Genomic DNA, 15,791 nt, shown 5'->3' with positions numbered 1-15,791 from the left:
CGCGGTCTTGGTCTGTGTGGGTGCGGGTGTGGGTGGTTGTCCGGCCGGGCGTGGGGCAGTGGCCGACCGGACCACCTCGCGTGTGGTGGGGTCATCGGGCGGGCGTCAGGAGCTGGGTGGCCGCCAGTTGTGCGTACAGCGGGTCCTCATCCACCAGTTCCTCGTGGGTGCCGACGGCCCGGACCCGTCCGGCCTCCATCACGACGATCCGCTCCGCTCCCGTCACCGTCGACAGGCGGTGGGCCACCACCAGCACGGTGGTTTCGCGGGCCACCTCCGTGAGGACGTCCCGCAACGCCAGCTCGTTGACGGCGTCGAGCTGCGAGGTCGCCTCGTCCAGGAGCAGCAGGCGGGGCCTGCGCAGCAGGGCGCGGGCGATGGCGACGCGCTGCCGCTCGCCGCCGGACAGCTTGGAGCCGCGGTGTCCGACCGGGGTGTCCAGGCCGTGGGGCAGGCGCTCGACGAGGGTGTCGAGTTTCGTGCGGGCCAGGACGTCGCGGATGTCGTCGTCCGTCGCGCCGGGCGCCGCGAAGACGAGGTTCTCCCGCAGGGTGCCGGCCAAGACGGGCGCGTCCTGTTCCACGTACCCGATGGCAGACCGCAGCTCGGACAGGGACCAGTCCTGGACGTCCTTGCCGTCGACCAGGACCCGGCCGCCGGTGACCTCGTGGAACCGCTCGATGAGCGCGAACACCGTCGACTTGCCCGCGCCCGAGGGACCGACGAAGGCCGTCGTCCCGGTGCCCGGCACCTCGAAGCTGACCTGGTGGTGGACGTACGGCAGACCGGGCCGGTAGCGGAAGGACACGTCCTCGAAGCGGACCGACGCCGGGCCCGGCACCGCCGCCTCCTGCCGGGGCGGGGTGTCCTGCCGCCCGATGACCGGCTCCGTCGCCAGACGTTCCACGGCCGCGATCCGGGAGATGGCGGCCGACCCCTCCTGGTAGGAGGACGCGGCGTCGACCAGCCGGGACACCGGCTCCATCAGATAGAAGAGGTACAGCAGGAAGGCGATCAGGGTGGAGACCGGGATCTCCCCGGACGCCACGCGCGCCCCGCCGACGGCGAGCACCGCGAGGAAGGCCAGCTGTACGGCGAGTTCGTCGGCCGAGCCCGCCGCGGCCTCCCACTTCGCGCTCTTCACGCCGTGCCGCCAGGCCCGCCGCGCCGCCGCCTCCACACGGGCGGTCTCCCGGCCCTCGGCACCGGACGCCTTCACCGTACGGAACGCCCCGAAAGCCCGCTCCAACGCGACGGAGATCTCCCCGACCGCCTGCTGCGATCGCTCGGTGGCTCGGGCGATCTTCGGCATGACCAGCGCGACGGCCCCGCCGACCAGCACGACCACGCCGAGCGTCACGCCCAGCAGCACGGCGTCGAGGAACGCCATCATCACGATCGCCGCGACGAACGCGACCGCACCCGTGGCTGCGGAGACGACCGCCTGCGTGCTGACCGCCCGCAGCAGCGTCGTGTCCGAGGTGACGCGGGACATCAGATCACCCGGCGGGATCCGCTCGAACTCCGCGAGTCGCAGCCGCAACAGCCGCCCCACCACGGTGCGTCGAGCGGCCAGGACCACCGACTCCGCCGTCCGCTCCAGCACATACGCGCCGAACGCCTCGACCGCCGTGCCCACGACCACCAGCACGGTGAGCCCGATCAGAATCCCGGTGATCGTCCCACCGGAGGCCATCCGGTCCACCAGCGCCTTCGTGGCCAGCGGCTGCAACAGCGCCCCGGCGGCCCCGACCAGGGCACACAACAGACCAAGGGCAACGGCCCAACGGTGCGGCCGGACATACCCGTACAGCGCCCTGACCGTCTCCCGGGCAGACAGGGACGTCTCATCCTTCGCCGGGGCGGATGCGGTGTTCACAACATTCCTTCCTTCTGTTGTCCGCCCGGCACCGCATAGACGGTGCCGGGCGGACCGGGCGTGATGGTGTGCCGGCTCAGCGGACGAGTCCGGCGGTGCTCGTGGCGAGGGCGCGCACCAACGCTTCGGGAATCTCGGGGCGTACGACGACCAGGACGAGGGCGCCCGCAGCCAGCACCAGGCCGAGGAACTCCAGGAAGTCGCCCCTGCGAGGGACCACGTCATGCCCCGGTTCGTCGGCTGGTGAGGCGTGGGAGGTGTCGGGCTCCTTGGGCCACGCACGGTGTGTCATGCCTCCAGCCTGTAAGCCCGGCCGCCCCGCACCCATCCGGCAACCGTCGGGTCCACCCCCGCCGAGTGGCTGGACAAGACCACCGCCCGGTCGCACCGGACCGGGTCGGGGACGGGGTTCCGCCGGTTGGCAGGGCGGTACCCGCCGGTCGGCGGGGGCGTTACCGAAGCCTGCCGGATGGCCCACCCCCTGAGCTCCGCGCGAGGTTTGCCGTATGACACAGACGCAGCCGCCGCAGGAGACGTCAGCTCTCCCGGAGAACTCATCTCCGCCGCCCCGAACCTCCCCCGAGTCCGCCGCGCCGGCCTCGCCCGGTCCCTCGATGGGACGCCTCGTCGGGGTGGACCTGGCCCGCGCGCTGGCGGTGTTCGGCATGTACATCGTGCACATCGGCCCCCCGCTGTCCGCCACGACCGGCGTGGCGAGCTGGATCCGCTACATAGCGGATGGCCACTCGTCGGTCCTGTTCGCCACTCTCGCCGGGTTCTCGCTGATGCTGATCGCCGGCCGCCGCGAGCCGAAGACGGGCCTGGCGGGCCGGCAGGCGAAGGCCCGCATCGCGATCCGCGCCGTGGTCCTGCTGGTGCTGGGCACCGTGCTGGCGATGGAGTACGGGGGAGTGATCATCCTCGGCTTCTACGGGGTCTACTTCCTCCTCGCCCTGCCGCTGGTGCGACTGCGCGCCAGGACACTCGCGATCATCGCGGCCGCGTTCGCCCTCGTCACACCGCAGCTGGCGTTCGCCCTGAACTCGCTGCTGACTTCGTCGGTCCAGGAGAGCATCAACGCCTACGACCCGCTCCGCCGCCTCAGCGAGGTGGGAGTGCTCGACCTGCTGCTCACCGGCTTCTACCCGGCGCTCACGTGGATGTCGTTCGTGATCGCGGGCATGGCACTGGGCCGCCTCGACCTGTCCTCCGGCACCGTTCAGAAGCGCCTCGCCGCGCTCGGCGCCTCCCTCACCGCGGCCGCCTACGGCATGTCCCTGCTGCTCGCCGGATCGGGCGCGTTGAGGAGCATGGCGGAAGACGGGTCGTCGTCCGGCAGCTCCGGGGGTATGCCCCCCGCCAGCGGTTCGATGCCCCCGGACGGGGGGTCGTTCCCCGAGATGCCCGCGTCGTTCCTGCTGAAGGCCGGGCCGCACAGCGGGACCACGTTCGACATCATCGGCAGCGTGGGCGTCGCGATCCTCGTGATCGTGGGCGCGACGGTGGCGATGGACCGCCTGCCGCGACTGCGCCGCCTGGCGAAGCCGGTCATCGCCGTGGGCACCATGTCCCTGACCGCCTACGTCGGCCACTTCCTCGCCCAGTCGGCGCTGTCCGTGCCCGCCGGGACCGGCGCCCAGCAATCATGGGTGCCGCTGCTCATGTTCGTCCTCGGGGCGACCGTGTTCGCCGCGATCTGGTCCCGCTTCTTCCGCCGAGGCCCCCTGGAATACCTCCTCAACGCCGTCACCAAGCCGGTGAAGCACATCCGATGAGCCCCGGCCGGGGTGGGACGCCCCCTCGCTCCACCCCGGCACCGAGATGCCGAGCAGTTCCTCATCCCCTTCCCGGACTCCGACTCCGAGCCCCTGTCGGCCCTCGACAGGACGGCACTGAGGGCCCTGAGGGAGTGTCTACATCCACCGCATGACGTGCGCCCCGTCGGCCCCGCCGACGGGGCGCACTGCTGCTCAGACATCGGAGGCACCGGCATGCTCACCCCGCCCCCGCCCCCGCCGCCTCGGCCAGCCGCGCCCGCACCGCACCGTCCCTCGCGTCGCCCGGCTGAGCATCCGGCTTCAAGTCCGCCGCCACAATCCGGGCAGATGTGCCCGAACCGTCGACCGTCGACGCCAGGCACCCGACGCGGCGAACGGACAATGAGGTCTGGCTCGGTCGGCGGAGGTGGTCGGCGGAGGTGGTCGGCGATGCCCGGTTTTTCACCGGTGCCCGGCTCCGGCGGGCCAGAACCGCAGGTCAGGCATGGGCGCGCAGTGCTGGAGGCTCAGGTCACAAGGGAGATGTCCGGTGCGGGCGCGCGACTGCGGTGAACGACTCTCCTTGGGTATCGCGGCCGACGCGGACGAGCGCCAGGTAGACGACCGAGGTGACGACCATGCCGGGAATCCAGGACAGGTCGGCGTTGGAGAATTGTCGCGCGACGGGCCCGACGTACCAGGCGTTGCTCATGGCCGGGATGCCGGACACCACGCCGATCAGGAAAGCGATGAGGACCTTGAGGTTGACCCCGTTGTGGGTCCACGTGGCCGGATCGCTCCAGTACTTTCCGCTGCGGGTGTACATGCCGGGGACGTCGTACTCTCCGTGCTGGACGAGGTAGAAGTCCACGAGGTTCACCGCTCCCCAGGGAATGAGCAACAGGAGCAGGAACGACAGGAACGCCGTCAGGTTGCCGGTGAAGTCCTGTGACGCCGTGACGGCCAGGCCCAGACCGATGACGAGGGTCGGCAGCATCATCGCCGCACGGGTCCTGAACGAGTTCGGGATCTTGACGAAGGTCGAGAGGCCGGTGATCAGGTTCAGCATTCCGCCGTAGAGGTTCAGCATGTTCGTCACGGCCAGGCCCAGGGCGGTCACCACCAGGACGATGGCTGCGAGTGCGCCCCCGCCGTGCGCGGCACTGGCGCTCTGGAAGACGTCCGCGGCCGCGAACTTGGCCGCGAGCAGCACACCGATGACGCAGCAGAAGGTGGACGACAGGAACACCCCGGCAGCCGTCCACCAGAAGACCGCCCGGCCTGACGCGTCGCTCGGCAGGTAGCGCGAGTAGTCCGAGACGGCCGTCGCGTAGGTGAGCGCAAACGTCACCGCGACTCCGGTGCCGGCGAGGAACGACGCGAGCGACACCGGACCGGACGTCACCGCCACGCCATCCCCTCGGACGAGCGTGTAGCCGCTGACGACGATCAGGCTGATGGTGAGCGGCCACGTCGCGTAGCGGGCGACGACGTGGATGGCCCGGTTTCCCATCAGTGAGGGGAGCACGCTCAGCGCGGCGACCAATGACGTGGCCAGGGGCAGCGGGATCCTGCCGTCCGTGGCCACCTTGAGCGCGATACCGCCCGCGAGCGAGACCGAGACCGTGAACCCGACATACATGACGGACCCCACCACGACGGGCACGAGGGCGCCGAGGTAGCCGAACTGGCCGCGGCTTTGAATCAGTTGGGGAATCCCCAACCTGGCACCCTGGATCGAGTGCAGGGCCATGAGGACGGTCCCGACCAGGTTGCCGATGACGGCGGCGAGCAGCGCAAGCGGGATGTTGCGGCAGACCGAGTAGATGATCGCGCCGAAGATGGCGTTGCCGACGTTGAGGTTGGAGGCGAACCACACGTGGAAGAGGTCGCGGGGGCGCCCTCGCCGGTGGGATTCGGGCACCGGATCGACGTGGTGCAGTTCGATCCCGGCTTCAGTGGCGGGTGTTCCGGTCATGGGCTCTCATTCCTTTCACTGGCAGCCTTGCCCGGTCGTGGGGTGCCGGTGAACCGATCGGGCCGAGGCCGTGCGGGACTGCGCCCGCTCCTCGAGCACCCGGGTGAACTGGGCGAGGAAGTAGTCGGCGGCCGCTTTGTCGAAGCAGAGGGGCGGCTTGATCTTCAGGACGTTGAGCTCGACTCCGGTGGGTTGGATGACGACACCGAGTTCGAGCATGCGTTCGCACATCTGGGTCGCGGCGGCCGGCGCCGGCTCCTTGTCGCCGCCCGGTACGACGATGTCGACCCCGCGGTAGAGGCCCTCCCCGTAGACGGCGCCGATCTCGGGGAAGCGCGCCGCCAGGGTGTTGAGCTCTCCGCCGAGGTACGCACCGACCGTGCGCGCGTTCTCCGGCAGGCGTTCGTCACGGAGGACGTCGAGGACCGCCGTACCGATCCGGCACGAGACCGGGCCACCGCCGGTGGAGGAGAAGAACCCGGCTAGTCGGCCGAACTCCGCCGCGATCTCGGCCCGGCACGCCACGACACCGAGGGGATGTCCGTTGCCGGTCGCCTTCGCCGCGGCGACGATGTCGGGGGTCGCGCCTTGGCCTTCGAACGCCCAGAAGGCCGGACCGGTCCGCCCCATCCCGACCTGGATCTCGTCGGCGACGCACACCCCGCCCGCCTCGCGCACGGCGGCGTAGGCCTCGGCCAGATATCCCGGAGGCGGAACGATTCCGCCCTGGCTGCCGAGCAGGGGCTCGGCCACGAACGCGGCCACGCCACCGCCCGGTTCCGCCTCGGCGCAGGCTCGCCGCACGGACTCCACGTACGGCTCCGCGCGCACACCGTGCCGTCCCCGGTACGGGTCGGGTGTCTCGGCGACGTGGACGTGTTCGTCGAGTTCCTCGCGCCAACGCGGGCGGTCATGGGGAAGCGTGTCCAAGGCGAACACGTCCGAGGTCCAGCCGTGGTAGGAGCCTTCGATGACGACCACCGAGCGACGTGCGGTGTGGACGCGGGCCAGTTGGACGGCGAGATCGACGGCCTCGCTGCCCGAGTTCACGAAGAAGAAGGCGTGCAGTTCCTCGGGCAGGGTGTCGGCGAGCCGTTCCGCGTACTCGCCCATGACGTCGTACAGGAAGCGATTGTTGGTGTTGAGCAACGCCATCTGCCGAGCCGCCGCCGAGGTGAGCGCGGGGTGGGAGTGCCCGACGGTCGCGACGTTGTTGATCATGTCGAGGTACCGTCGGCCCGCGCTGTCGTAGAGCCAGCGCCGCCAGCCCCGGACCATCTGCACGGGAGTCTCGTAGTACGTCGACTGGGCGCCGGCCACGTACCTGGCCCGGCGCTCATACGCGCGTTCTACCGTTTCCCCGCGCTCCGCCCTGGTGGGCGTCCCGACGAGCGGTGACGGGTCCGCACAGAGCGTCAGGAGGGCCGCACGGTCCCGGACCCGGCCGTAGCCCGGCAGGTCGGGTGAGAGCCCTAGCTGCACGTGGACGTGGGAAGGCCGCGGGCCGGCCGACGGTGCGACCACCGCGACCTCGGCACCACGGCGCACGGTGTGCCCGACGGGGAAGTGCGCGGCCACTCCGGCGATCCGGACGAAGAACGTGGTGGTGTCGACGCGGCTCTGCAACACGACGGCGTGAGCCTCGGCCCGGGCCACCGTGGCGTCGAGCGGGGCGTAGACCGCGGTGCCGGCTGGGACGAACAGGTCAGCGCCCAGGTGCAGTGTGGCGGGCGCCTGGTCGGTGAGGTCGGGCTCACCGAGGCGGATCTCGTCGAAGCGCCCGACGGCCCCCTCCGCGTCGGAGCCCAGCTGGGGGAAGGACTCGCCATCCATCCAGTTGCCCGCCGAGAACAGCTCCGACTCGACGCTCAGATCGACCGGCCTGAGCCGACCGAACTCCTGGTCGCGGAGGATCGGGCTCGGCGACTGCCGGGCGACGAGATCGGCCAGGTCGGTCTCCGGTGCGCCGAAACCGCAGGCCTGGCGCACCACCGCTGTGGCGAGCGCCGGGTCGATCTCCACCACGGCCCGCAACGCCCGCCAGTCCTCGGCGGCGACCTCGGCCGCCCCCTTGTCATCCGGAGCCTGGTGCGACGCGATGGTCTGGAGCGCCGCACAGAGCACGGCACGCGCGCGGACCAGCGTCCAGACCGCGTCCGCCTCGGCCTCGGCCAACGGCAGCCGGTCGAGGTATCCGGCGAGGACGGGCAGCGCCGCCCCCAAGGGGTCCTCGGGGGCACGTGCGACGGCGGCCAGCATCGGGGTCGCGACCTCGCTGGCCCGCCACGTCCACACCAGGTCACCGAAGTCGATGATCCCGGTCGGTACGAACTCTCCGTCGGCATCGAAGTCACCGACCACGTTGTGCTCGTGGATGTCGGTGTGCACGGCCTGTTCCGGCAGCCGCCCAGCGGTACCGCCGGCGATGAGTTCGGCGACCGGAGCGAGTGCCCGCTCGATGAGCGCGTTCTCCGGGCCCGTGAAGTGATCGGTGAGCCCGGACACGGTCCGGACCGCGTGGCGCGGATCCCACGAGGAGTGGCGGTGCAGCCCGGGGTGGTCGAACCCGGCGAGTGCCGTGACCGATCTCGCGGCCAGTCGGCCAAGGCCGCGCAGCGCCGTCGGCGAGAGGTGCGCGACGGAGCCCAGCGGTGCGCCCGGAACCCAGTTCAACAGCCGCACGCGTAGCCCGGTATGGTCGACCAGGTCGTGGTCCTGCAGCGTCGGGATGGCTTCCGGCGCCACGAGGCCCGGATCCCGGGACCGGAAGTGACGGACCGTCAGGTGTTCGGCGTGGACTGCATCAGCACCGCCCTCGGCCAGGGTCGCCTTCAGGACGTATCGGCGCCCGTCACTGTCGTCCTCGACCAGCATGACCTGGTCCTGGGTGCTCCCCAGGTCGGTGAGCCGACCGGTGATTCCCCATTCCTCACGCAGGAGGCGCCTCGCGTCCTGCACCGACAGCATCAGGCCGGTGTAAGGCGCGGCTGAGGCGGCCACGTCCATCACGCCTTCGTCGGTGAAGGACCGTCGCGCTTCAGCCATGGTGCGCCAGTCCCGGCCGCCAGTCCGGGTCGCTCCAGAGGCCGAGACGTGCTTTGGCGGCCGCCCCGAGGCGGAACGCGGTCAGATCGTCGAACGGTCGGGCGACGATCTGCACGCCGGTCGGCACCCCGTTGCCCGCGCGACCTGAGGGAACGTTGAGGACCGGATGCCGACTCGCGATGTTGAAGAGCTGGGTCAGGCACTGGCTCACGAGGTTGGCGAAGTGCACGCCCTCGGCGAGCTCGACGGATTCCGCGGACGTGGCGTCCGCCGGGTAGCCGGTGGTGGCCATGGTCGGGCAGATGAGGCGCATTCCAGGGGTCGTTGCAACAACGCGGTGAGTTGATCAAACCGCGAGCAGTTTAGACAGACCTCGGCTGGGGTTACCAGCCGAGCGTCTTGCGTGGACGGCTGTTGAGTTCGGAGGTGACGGCGTCGAGGTCGCTGCAGGTGTGCCGGACCAAGTTGGCGGGGAACGCCGTCCTCGGACAGCGACGGCGAGCACCGAACGCACTCTGGGGAGAACCCCACACACGTCGGAGGGTTGGCCGGATGGTCGGCTCTGTCGGCGGATACGTACGGTCACGGCATGAAGCGAATGAGCAGGATACTGATGGTCTCGGCGGTGTCGGTGGCGCTGACGGCGAGCGGCACAACGGCCGTGGTCGCAAACACAGCAGAGAAACCCCGGGCCGCCGCTGTCGCGCCCGTTGCGGCGGACTTATCGCGGGGCCCGGTCGTGTCGGTCGAGCACCTGCGCACGCTCACCGCCCGCGAGGTCGCGGCCGAGCTTGCGGGGGACAAGGCGGGTGCCTGGGACACCGGCGCCGTACGGTACGGTCTGGACACCTTCCGGATCGTGTACCGCACAGTTGACGCTCATGGTCGGCCCACGACGGCCAGCGGACTGCTGGCCCTGCCTCGGAGCGGTGAACGGCGGTTGCGGACCGTGTCCTTCACGCACGGCACCGAACTGTTCAAGGGCGACGTCGCCTCCGTCTCGACCAGCGTCTGGGACCAGGCACCCGCCCTGACCTACGCCTCCGCAGGATTCGCCACGGTGCTCCCCGACTACCTCGGGTTGGGCTTGGGCCCCGGCCCACACCCCTGGATGGACGTGCCCTCGGAGACGACGGCCGCCCTGGACATGCTGCGCGCCTCCCGCGCCGTCGCGACGGCGAAGGGCCGGGAGCTGCGGCGCGACGTACTGGTCACCGGCTTCTCACAGGGCGCCTCGGCGGCACTGGGACTGGCCCGGTCGCTGCAGGAAGGCGCCGACGGATGGTTCCGGCTGCGGGCCGTGGCGCCCATCAGCGGCGCGTACGCGTTCCGCGACGCGGAACTGCCCGCGCTGCTGGCCGGGCAGACGGAGCCGAAGGCAAGCGTGATCTACACGGCGCTGACCCTGGTCGCCTTCAACCGCCTGCACCACTTGTACGACACGCCGGCCCAGGTGTTCCGCGCGCCGTACGACCAGACGATCGAAGGTCTGCTGGACGGCACACACACCGGTCAGGAGGTCGAGGCGGGCACCCCGAACTCCATCGACGCGCTGCTCACCCCCCGAGGCCGGGCGATGCTGGCCCATCCCACCGGACGGCTGGCGGCGGCCCTGAGGATTGCCGACGGCGTGTGCACCGACTGGACGCCGCGCGCTCCGATCCGGCTCTACTACGCCGACGGCGACGAGCAGGCCGTCACCGCGAACACCGCCCGCTGCCACGCCGCCCTGCGCGCCCGCGGCGTCCATGCCCCGCCGATCGACCTCGGCACCCCTGACTACGGCGGCTCACGCCACCTGGGTTCCCAGCAGGCGGGAACCGCCGCCGTGGTGCGGTGGTTCCACTCCCTGCGGTAGGCGGGCCGCCTACCGGGTGTTCCGCCGTCGGAGCCTTCACTATCACTCGCCCGGGTGCAGAACAGCTTCTCCCCGGCCCGTCCCTCGGGTGAGGGGTCCGCTGTAGGGGGCGTTGCAACACCGTGGTGAGTTGATCAAGCCGCGAGCAGTTTAGACAGACGCTCGGCTGGGGTTTGCCAGCCGAGCGTCTTGCGCGGACGGCTGTTGAGCTCGGCGGCGACGGCTTGAAGGTCCTCAGGGGTGTGCGTGGACAGGTCGGTGCCCTTGGGGAAGTACTGCCGTAGCAGGCCGTTGGTGTTCTCGTTCGAGCCTCGCTGCCAGGGACTGCCGGGATCGCAGAAGTAGACCGGGATGTTGGTAGTAATGCTGAAGTCGTGGTGAGCGGCCATCTCGGTGCCCTGATCCCAGGTCAGGGACCGCTTCAGCAGGGGCGGCAAGGTCTCGAAGGTGGCGATGAGGGCATCGCGCACGGCTGAGGAGTTGTAGCCGTCGGGCAGGTGGACCAGCATCAGGTAACGGGTGCTGCGGTCGACCAGAGTGGCGATCGCGGAGTGCTTCCTGCGGCCGAGAATCAGGTCGCCTTCCCAGTGCCCGGGGACAGCCCGGTCGGCTGCCTCGGGCGGCCGTTGGCTGATCATGACCATGTTCTTGACTGCACGGAAGCGCCTGCGGTCGGCTAGGCCCGTACTTCGCGGGTCGTTGATTCGTATGGTGTGACCGGTCCGGGGGTGTCCTGGGCCGGTGGTGTGGCGTTGGGCGGGGTGTGTCGATGACTTCCCGCTCCCCGCGGCCACGGTCTCAGCGTCAGCGCCTTGAAGTGGCGGTGACGTCCGTGGTGGAGAAGCGTCTGGGCGCTCTGCCTGTCGCTGCCGAGTTTCTGCGCCGGCTGGATGTCGCCGGAATCGTCGACGAGGTGTGTCCTGGTGGCGCGAGTGCGCTGGTGACGCACGGGCAGGTGATCGAGGCGCTGGTGGCCAACCGGCTGACGTCGCCCGCGCCGCTGGTGCGGGTGGAGGACTGGGCCAGGTGCTGGGCGGTGGAGGAGGTCTTCGGGATCGAGCCCGGTCTGCTCAACGATGACCGTCTGGCCCGGGCACTGGATGCGATAGCTCCGCATCTGGAGCACATCGCGGGCACGGTCGGGGCGCGGGCGATCGGCGAGTTCGGGATCGATGTGGCCCGGATGCACTGGGACATGACCAGCATGTCCGTGCACGGGGCCTTCCCGGTCGAGGGTCAGGACGAGGACTTCCCCATCATCGGCTACGGGCACCCCAAGGACCGGCGCTTCGATCTGAAGCAGGTCCAGGCCGGACTCGCGGTGTCGGCCGACGGCGGCATCCCGCTCCATGCCCGGGTCTTCGGCGGTGGTGCGGCCGAGGTCAGCCAGGTCGTCGGCGCGATGAAAGACCTGCGGGCCATGGCCGGCAAGCGTGACTTCCTGATGGTCGCCGACTCCAAGCTGGTGTCCTACTCCAACGTCGCTGCCCTGCTTCAGGCGGGAGTGGAGTTCATCGCCCCGGTCCCGGCCGCGCAGGTCAAGGACGAGGTCTACGCGGCGCTCGACCTGCGGCAGGCCGTCGTCGTGGACTGGGTGCCCGACCGGGACGCGGACAAGCCGCCCGAGAAGCGGGAGACCTACCGGGTCCGGGAGGACACCCACGCCCTGACCGGACCCCGCAAGAGCGACCCGCCGGTCGCCTTGCGGCGGATCCTGGTCCACTCCACCGCGAACGCCGCAGGTCAGCAGGCCGCCCGGGCCAAACGCCTGACCAAGGCGGCCGAAGAGCTCGACAAGCTCACCGCTGCGGCCGGCGGACGTCACTACAAGACCCGGGAGAAGATCGTCGCCCGGATCGGTGTCATCGCCGCCAAGCGCCGTATCACCTCCTGTCTGCGCTGGACCGTCACCGACAGCGAGGACGGCACCCCGGCCCTGGCCTGGCACTTCGACACCGACGTGCTGAAGGCCGAAGCTGCTGTCGACGGCTGGTACGCACTGCTGACGTCCGTCCCCGCCGACCAGGCGGACGCCGGGCAGGCCCTGATCCACTACAAGGGCCAGGGCGCGGTCGAGCGCAGATACCACGACTTCAAGGGCCCGCTCGCGGTCGCGCCGGTCTTCGTGCAGCACAACCGGCGCGTTGCCGCCCTGATCCAGGTCATCTGCCTGGCCCTGCTCGTCTTCTGCCTGATCGAGCGGCAGGTCAGACGGGCGCTCGGCCCCGAACAGACCATGACCGGCCTTTACCCCGACAACCGCCGTGTCCGCCCCACCGGCCGCATGATCTTCTACCACCTCGGCGAACTCACCCTGCGGATCGGCAACGTCACCGACCCGCCCACCGTCCAGATCACCCGCGGCGTCCAACTCCACCTCCTCGACCTGCTCGACACCGACATCGGACAAACCCGCTGGCCACAGAGCTGTGGCTAAGCGTCTCCGGGCCCAATCCGCCCGTGTGATGGGATGTCCACCAACGCTCGTAGAGGACGGGGATACGTCGCAGCGACGAACGAGGGAAGGGGAGAGGGGGCCATGACGAGCGGGCACCAGACTCACGGGGCAGGCTCCGGCTCGCGGCCGTTGCAGACGCGCGCCCTGACCCGTGAGGCCGGGCGGGCACGGCAGCTCCTGGCCGCCGGGGAATGGTGCCCTGCCGCGGCGGACTCCGAAGCAGCAGCGCGCGTCCTGGCCCGCCTCACGGCCCCGCTCCCAACCCGGCGGGCAGCGACCACGCAGACGCTGGCCACGGACCGGGACCGGCGCCTCCAACGCATCCTGCGGACCACCCTCCACCACCTCGACGCAGGCGCAGTCAGCCCGCCCGCAGCCGCCCTCCTGGCCGCCGTCGCCCGCGCCTTCTTGCCTTGGCACACCACCCCGAACCCACCGCCCGCAGCGGCGGCCCCGAGATACGGGACCCCGGTGGGCACGGCTGACGGCCCGGCCGTGCCACCAACAGAGGCGGGCGAGGCCCTGCTTCCCGATCTGATCGCACTGTTCGCCGTGCTGGCCTCGGCGAGCCCACCCGGGAGCGTCCCGCTCACGCCCCCGGTCGAGCCCTGGCAGGTCCGGTACGCGGGCCGCTTCCGTCGTTACGGCAGACCCGCTTTCGGGGTGTGGACGGCCGAGACCATCGGCTGCCCGGTATGCGGGGGTAAGGCCGGCCCGTGGACGGTGACCTGCGACTGGCGCCTGATCTCGCTGGGCTGCCCGTGCGGGGCGGTGACCCACAAGCACGGCCTTGCCTTCTCCGAAGTCTGGCTCCTCTTGCCGGACCTGTGACCGAGTGCCGTGACTGACCGCCCGCACATTGGTGCCCGGTCGGCCAAAATCAAAGCTCGCTGGGCAACTGAAGCGCCCAGCGAGACCTGAAACGGTGACCCGCGAAGTCCGGGGCTAGGCGGCGAGGGCGTCGCCTGGCACGTCCGGTGCGCAGAGTTTGGGTCAGTTCGCGGCGGAGTTCTGTGCGGCCTTGGGTGTAAAGGGCCTGGTAGATGGTCTCGTGGCTCACGTGCATGTCCGGCCGATGAGTGAAGCGTCTGCGCAGAGCGTGACAGATCTGCTCAGGGCTCCAGCGCAGGGTCAGGTGCGACTGGATGAAGTCGTGCAGTTCCGGGTTCTGGCCGATCTTCCCGGTCTTGGGGCGAGGCCGGCGGGCGTCAGCGCGGCGCTGGGCGGTATAGGGCCGGTAGTGCCAGCGGCGGTCGGCCAAGGTGCTGCCGTTGCGGCGGACTTCGCGGCTGATCGTCGATGGGCTGCGGCCCAGCTCGGCGGCGATCGCCCGGATGGTGGCCTTCTCCAGTAGCCGGTCGGCTATGTAGACGCGGTCGGCCTCGCGGAGATAGCGCGAGGGATCACTCGATACATCGACGGGTGCCGCGTTGAGCGGTGGATATGCCTTGATCCGACCCGAGGCGCCTCGTCCGTTACGCCATCGTTCGCCGGTTCGGGTGCTGATGCCGACGGCCCTGGCTGCCTCGACAAAGCTCATTCCTTGATCCACAAGCAGGAAGTATGTCTCCCGTTCTTGGACCAACGGCCTGTTGCCCTGGGGTCTCCGGCTTCCACGAAATTCGACGTCCATCGCCACCTCTGAGCTGAGGTGTTGCAACGACCGCTAGAACCCAGATGATGGCGTCGTGGTCGCGGTGGATCTCGGCGAGCACGGCGTGCATACGGCCTTCCTCTTCCGCGATCCGCAGGGCGCCGATGTTCTCCAGGGCTGCCCCGCACGCCTCGACGACATCGAGGACGTTCCGGGACCAGCGCGGGTCGTCGGCCGGCGCCCACTCCCATACGGACGGCCCGAGGAGGAGGCCGTAGTGCGCCATGGCGGTGGCCATGATCGACTGACGGGTGATCGGGATCTCGACCGGCGTCACCTGGCTCCGGCGTCCCGCAGGGCGCTCGCGAACCGCTCGATGTTGGCCGCCGCCCCTGGGGTACGACGGGGAAGTCGCCGATGGTGACCGCGAGCGCGACCTTCAGTCCCGCACACGATCCGAAGGTCGTCGGGAGCGGTGGAGCAGCAGGTACCGAGGCGTGGTCGACGGGGTCCGGCCCGGCTATGACGTTCTGGAAGAGAGCGCAGTCAGTGACCGTGCGGGCCATCGGCCCGTCCTGACAGTAGGTGTCGAGACTGAGCGGCGGCAGTGACGGCACCCGTCCGTAGGGGGGTCGGAACCCGACGACGCCACACAGAGCCGACGGAACCCGGATGGAGCCCGCGATGTCGGAGCCGGTGGCCAGTGGAGCGAGTCCGGCCGCCAGTGCCGCACCCGAGCCGCCCGACGAACCGCCGGGGCTGTAGTCGAGGTTCCATGGATTGCGTGTGACGCCCCACAGCGCGGAGTGGGTGGTCACGGCGATCGAGAACTCCGGCGTCGTGGTCCGCAGGTGCAGGACCGCACCGGCGTCGATCAGGCGCTGGACCATCGGCTGGGTCTGCGTCGCGACGTTGCCCTCGGTCAGCAGGGAGCCGAAGCGATGAGACCTGCCGGCGATCGGCATCTCCTCCTTCACCGCGACCGGGACGCCTTCGAGGGCCCGGGGCGCCGGGCCCTTCCCCGCGTACCTGGCCTCGGCGGCCCGCGCGACATCGTGGGCCTCGTCGAACATCTCCTCGGCGACCGCGTTGACCTCGCTGGTCTTGGCGACCCGTTCGATCAGCGAGTCCAGGACTTCCACCGGGGCCAGCTCGCGCCGCCGAAACGCCCCCAGCATCTCGTCGGCCGACAGATAGTTCAGGTCCATCCTTCGCTCCTCTT

General features: G+C 70.3%; 11 protein-coding genes and 1 pseudogene. 4 read left to right on the top strand and 8 right to left on the bottom strand.

Going from position 1 to position 15,791, the window contains the following annotated elements; translation table 11 throughout:
- Positions 1-91: 91 nt before the first annotated feature.
- Together ACFY9I_RS40435 and ACFY9I_RS40430 are read right to left on the bottom strand one after the other, a co-directional pair.
- Positions 92-1,879: an ABC transporter transmembrane domain-containing protein gene (locus ACFY9I_RS40435; protein ID WP_391011977.1), complete on the bottom strand. Its 1,788-nt coding sequence runs from the start codon at positions 1,877-1,879 to the stop codon at positions 92-94.
- Positions 1,880-1,955: 76 nt separating this feature from the next.
- On the bottom strand, positions 1,956-2,171 hold the full coding sequence (locus tag ACFY9I_RS40430) for a hypothetical protein (RefSeq protein ID WP_391011975.1): 216 nt from the start codon (positions 2,169-2,171) through the stop codon (positions 1,956-1,958).
- A 322-nt stretch (positions 2,172-2,493) separates the two neighbouring features.
- Between ACFY9I_RS40430 and ACFY9I_RS40425 the strand changes: the two genes are divergently transcribed.
- Positions 2,494-3,654: a DUF418 domain-containing protein gene (locus tag ACFY9I_RS40425; RefSeq protein ID WP_391011972.1), complete on the top strand. Its 1,161-nt coding sequence runs from the start codon at positions 2,494-2,496 to the stop codon at positions 3,652-3,654.
- 514 nt (positions 3,655-4,168) lie between these two features.
- Here the strand turns inward: ACFY9I_RS40425 and ACFY9I_RS40420 are convergent.
- The 3 genes from ACFY9I_RS40420 to ACFY9I_RS40410 are packed head-to-tail and all read right to left on the bottom strand — an operon-like array spanning position 4,169 to position 8,972.
- On the bottom strand, positions 4,169-5,614 hold the full coding sequence (locus ACFY9I_RS40420) for a cytosine permease (RefSeq protein WP_391011969.1): 1,446 nt from the start codon (positions 5,612-5,614) through the stop codon (positions 4,169-4,171).
- A 15-nt stretch (positions 5,615-5,629) separates the two neighbouring features.
- Positions 5,630-8,659 carry an aminotransferase gene (locus ACFY9I_RS40415; protein WP_391011967.1) on the bottom strand — a complete coding sequence of 1,010 codons (3,030 nt, stop codon included), beginning with the start codon at positions 8,657-8,659 and terminating at the stop codon, positions 5,630-5,632.
- Complete coding sequence (locus ACFY9I_RS40410) at positions 8,652-8,972, bottom strand: hypothetical protein (protein WP_391011964.1); 321 nt, start codon at positions 8,970-8,972, stop codon at positions 8,652-8,654. The genes ACFY9I_RS40415 and ACFY9I_RS40410 overlap by 8 nt, the downstream gene beginning before the upstream one ends.
- 276 nt (positions 8,973-9,248) lie before the next feature.
- On the opposite strand from ACFY9I_RS40410, the gene ACFY9I_RS40405 reads away from it, so the two are divergent.
- Positions 9,249-10,517 carry an alpha/beta hydrolase family protein gene (locus tag ACFY9I_RS40405; protein ID WP_391011961.1) on the top strand — a complete coding sequence of 423 codons (1,269 nt, stop codon included), beginning with the start codon at positions 9,249-9,251 and terminating at the stop codon, positions 10,515-10,517.
- Positions 10,518-10,651: 134 nt separating this feature from the next.
- Here ACFY9I_RS40405 and ACFY9I_RS40400 read toward each other — a convergent pair.
- Positions 10,652-11,242 (bottom strand): annotated as a pseudogene (locus ACFY9I_RS40400) (IS30 family transposase); the annotation flags it as partial.
- Between the two features lie 107 nt (positions 11,243-11,349).
- Between ACFY9I_RS40400 and ACFY9I_RS40395 the strand changes: the two are divergent.
- Positions 11,350-12,954 (top strand): IS1634 family transposase, encoded by a 1,605-nt coding sequence (locus ACFY9I_RS40395; RefSeq protein ID WP_391011959.1) that lies wholly within the window; start codon positions 11,350-11,352, stop codon positions 12,952-12,954.
- Positions 12,955-13,056: 102 nt separating this feature from the next.
- Positions 13,057-13,806: a hypothetical protein gene (locus tag ACFY9I_RS40390; RefSeq protein WP_391011957.1), complete on the top strand. Its 750-nt coding sequence runs from the start codon at positions 13,057-13,059 to the stop codon at positions 13,804-13,806.
- A 49-nt stretch (positions 13,807-13,855) separates the two neighbouring features.
- Here the strand turns inward: ACFY9I_RS40390 and ACFY9I_RS40385 are convergent, their stop codons facing one another.
- Both ACFY9I_RS40385 and ACFY9I_RS40380 read right to left on the bottom strand, forming a co-directional pair.
- On the bottom strand, positions 13,856-14,515 hold the full coding sequence (locus ACFY9I_RS40385; protein WP_391011954.1) for a helix-turn-helix domain-containing protein: 660 nt from the start codon (positions 14,513-14,515) through the stop codon (positions 13,856-13,858).
- Positions 14,512-15,777, bottom strand: a complete 1,266-nt coding sequence (locus ACFY9I_RS40380; RefSeq protein ID WP_391011951.1) for an amidase family protein — start codon at positions 15,775-15,777, stop codon at positions 14,512-14,514. Before ACFY9I_RS40380 ends, ACFY9I_RS40385 begins: the two co-directional genes overlap by 4 nt.
- Positions 15,778-15,791 lie beyond the last annotated feature (14 nt).

This window comes from Streptomyces sp. NPDC012510 (assembly GCF_042955065.1).
Classification (GTDB): Bacteria; Actinomycetota; Actinomycetes; order Streptomycetales; family Streptomycetaceae; genus Streptomyces.
This window is presented reverse-complemented; position numbering and strand designations above follow the sequence as displayed.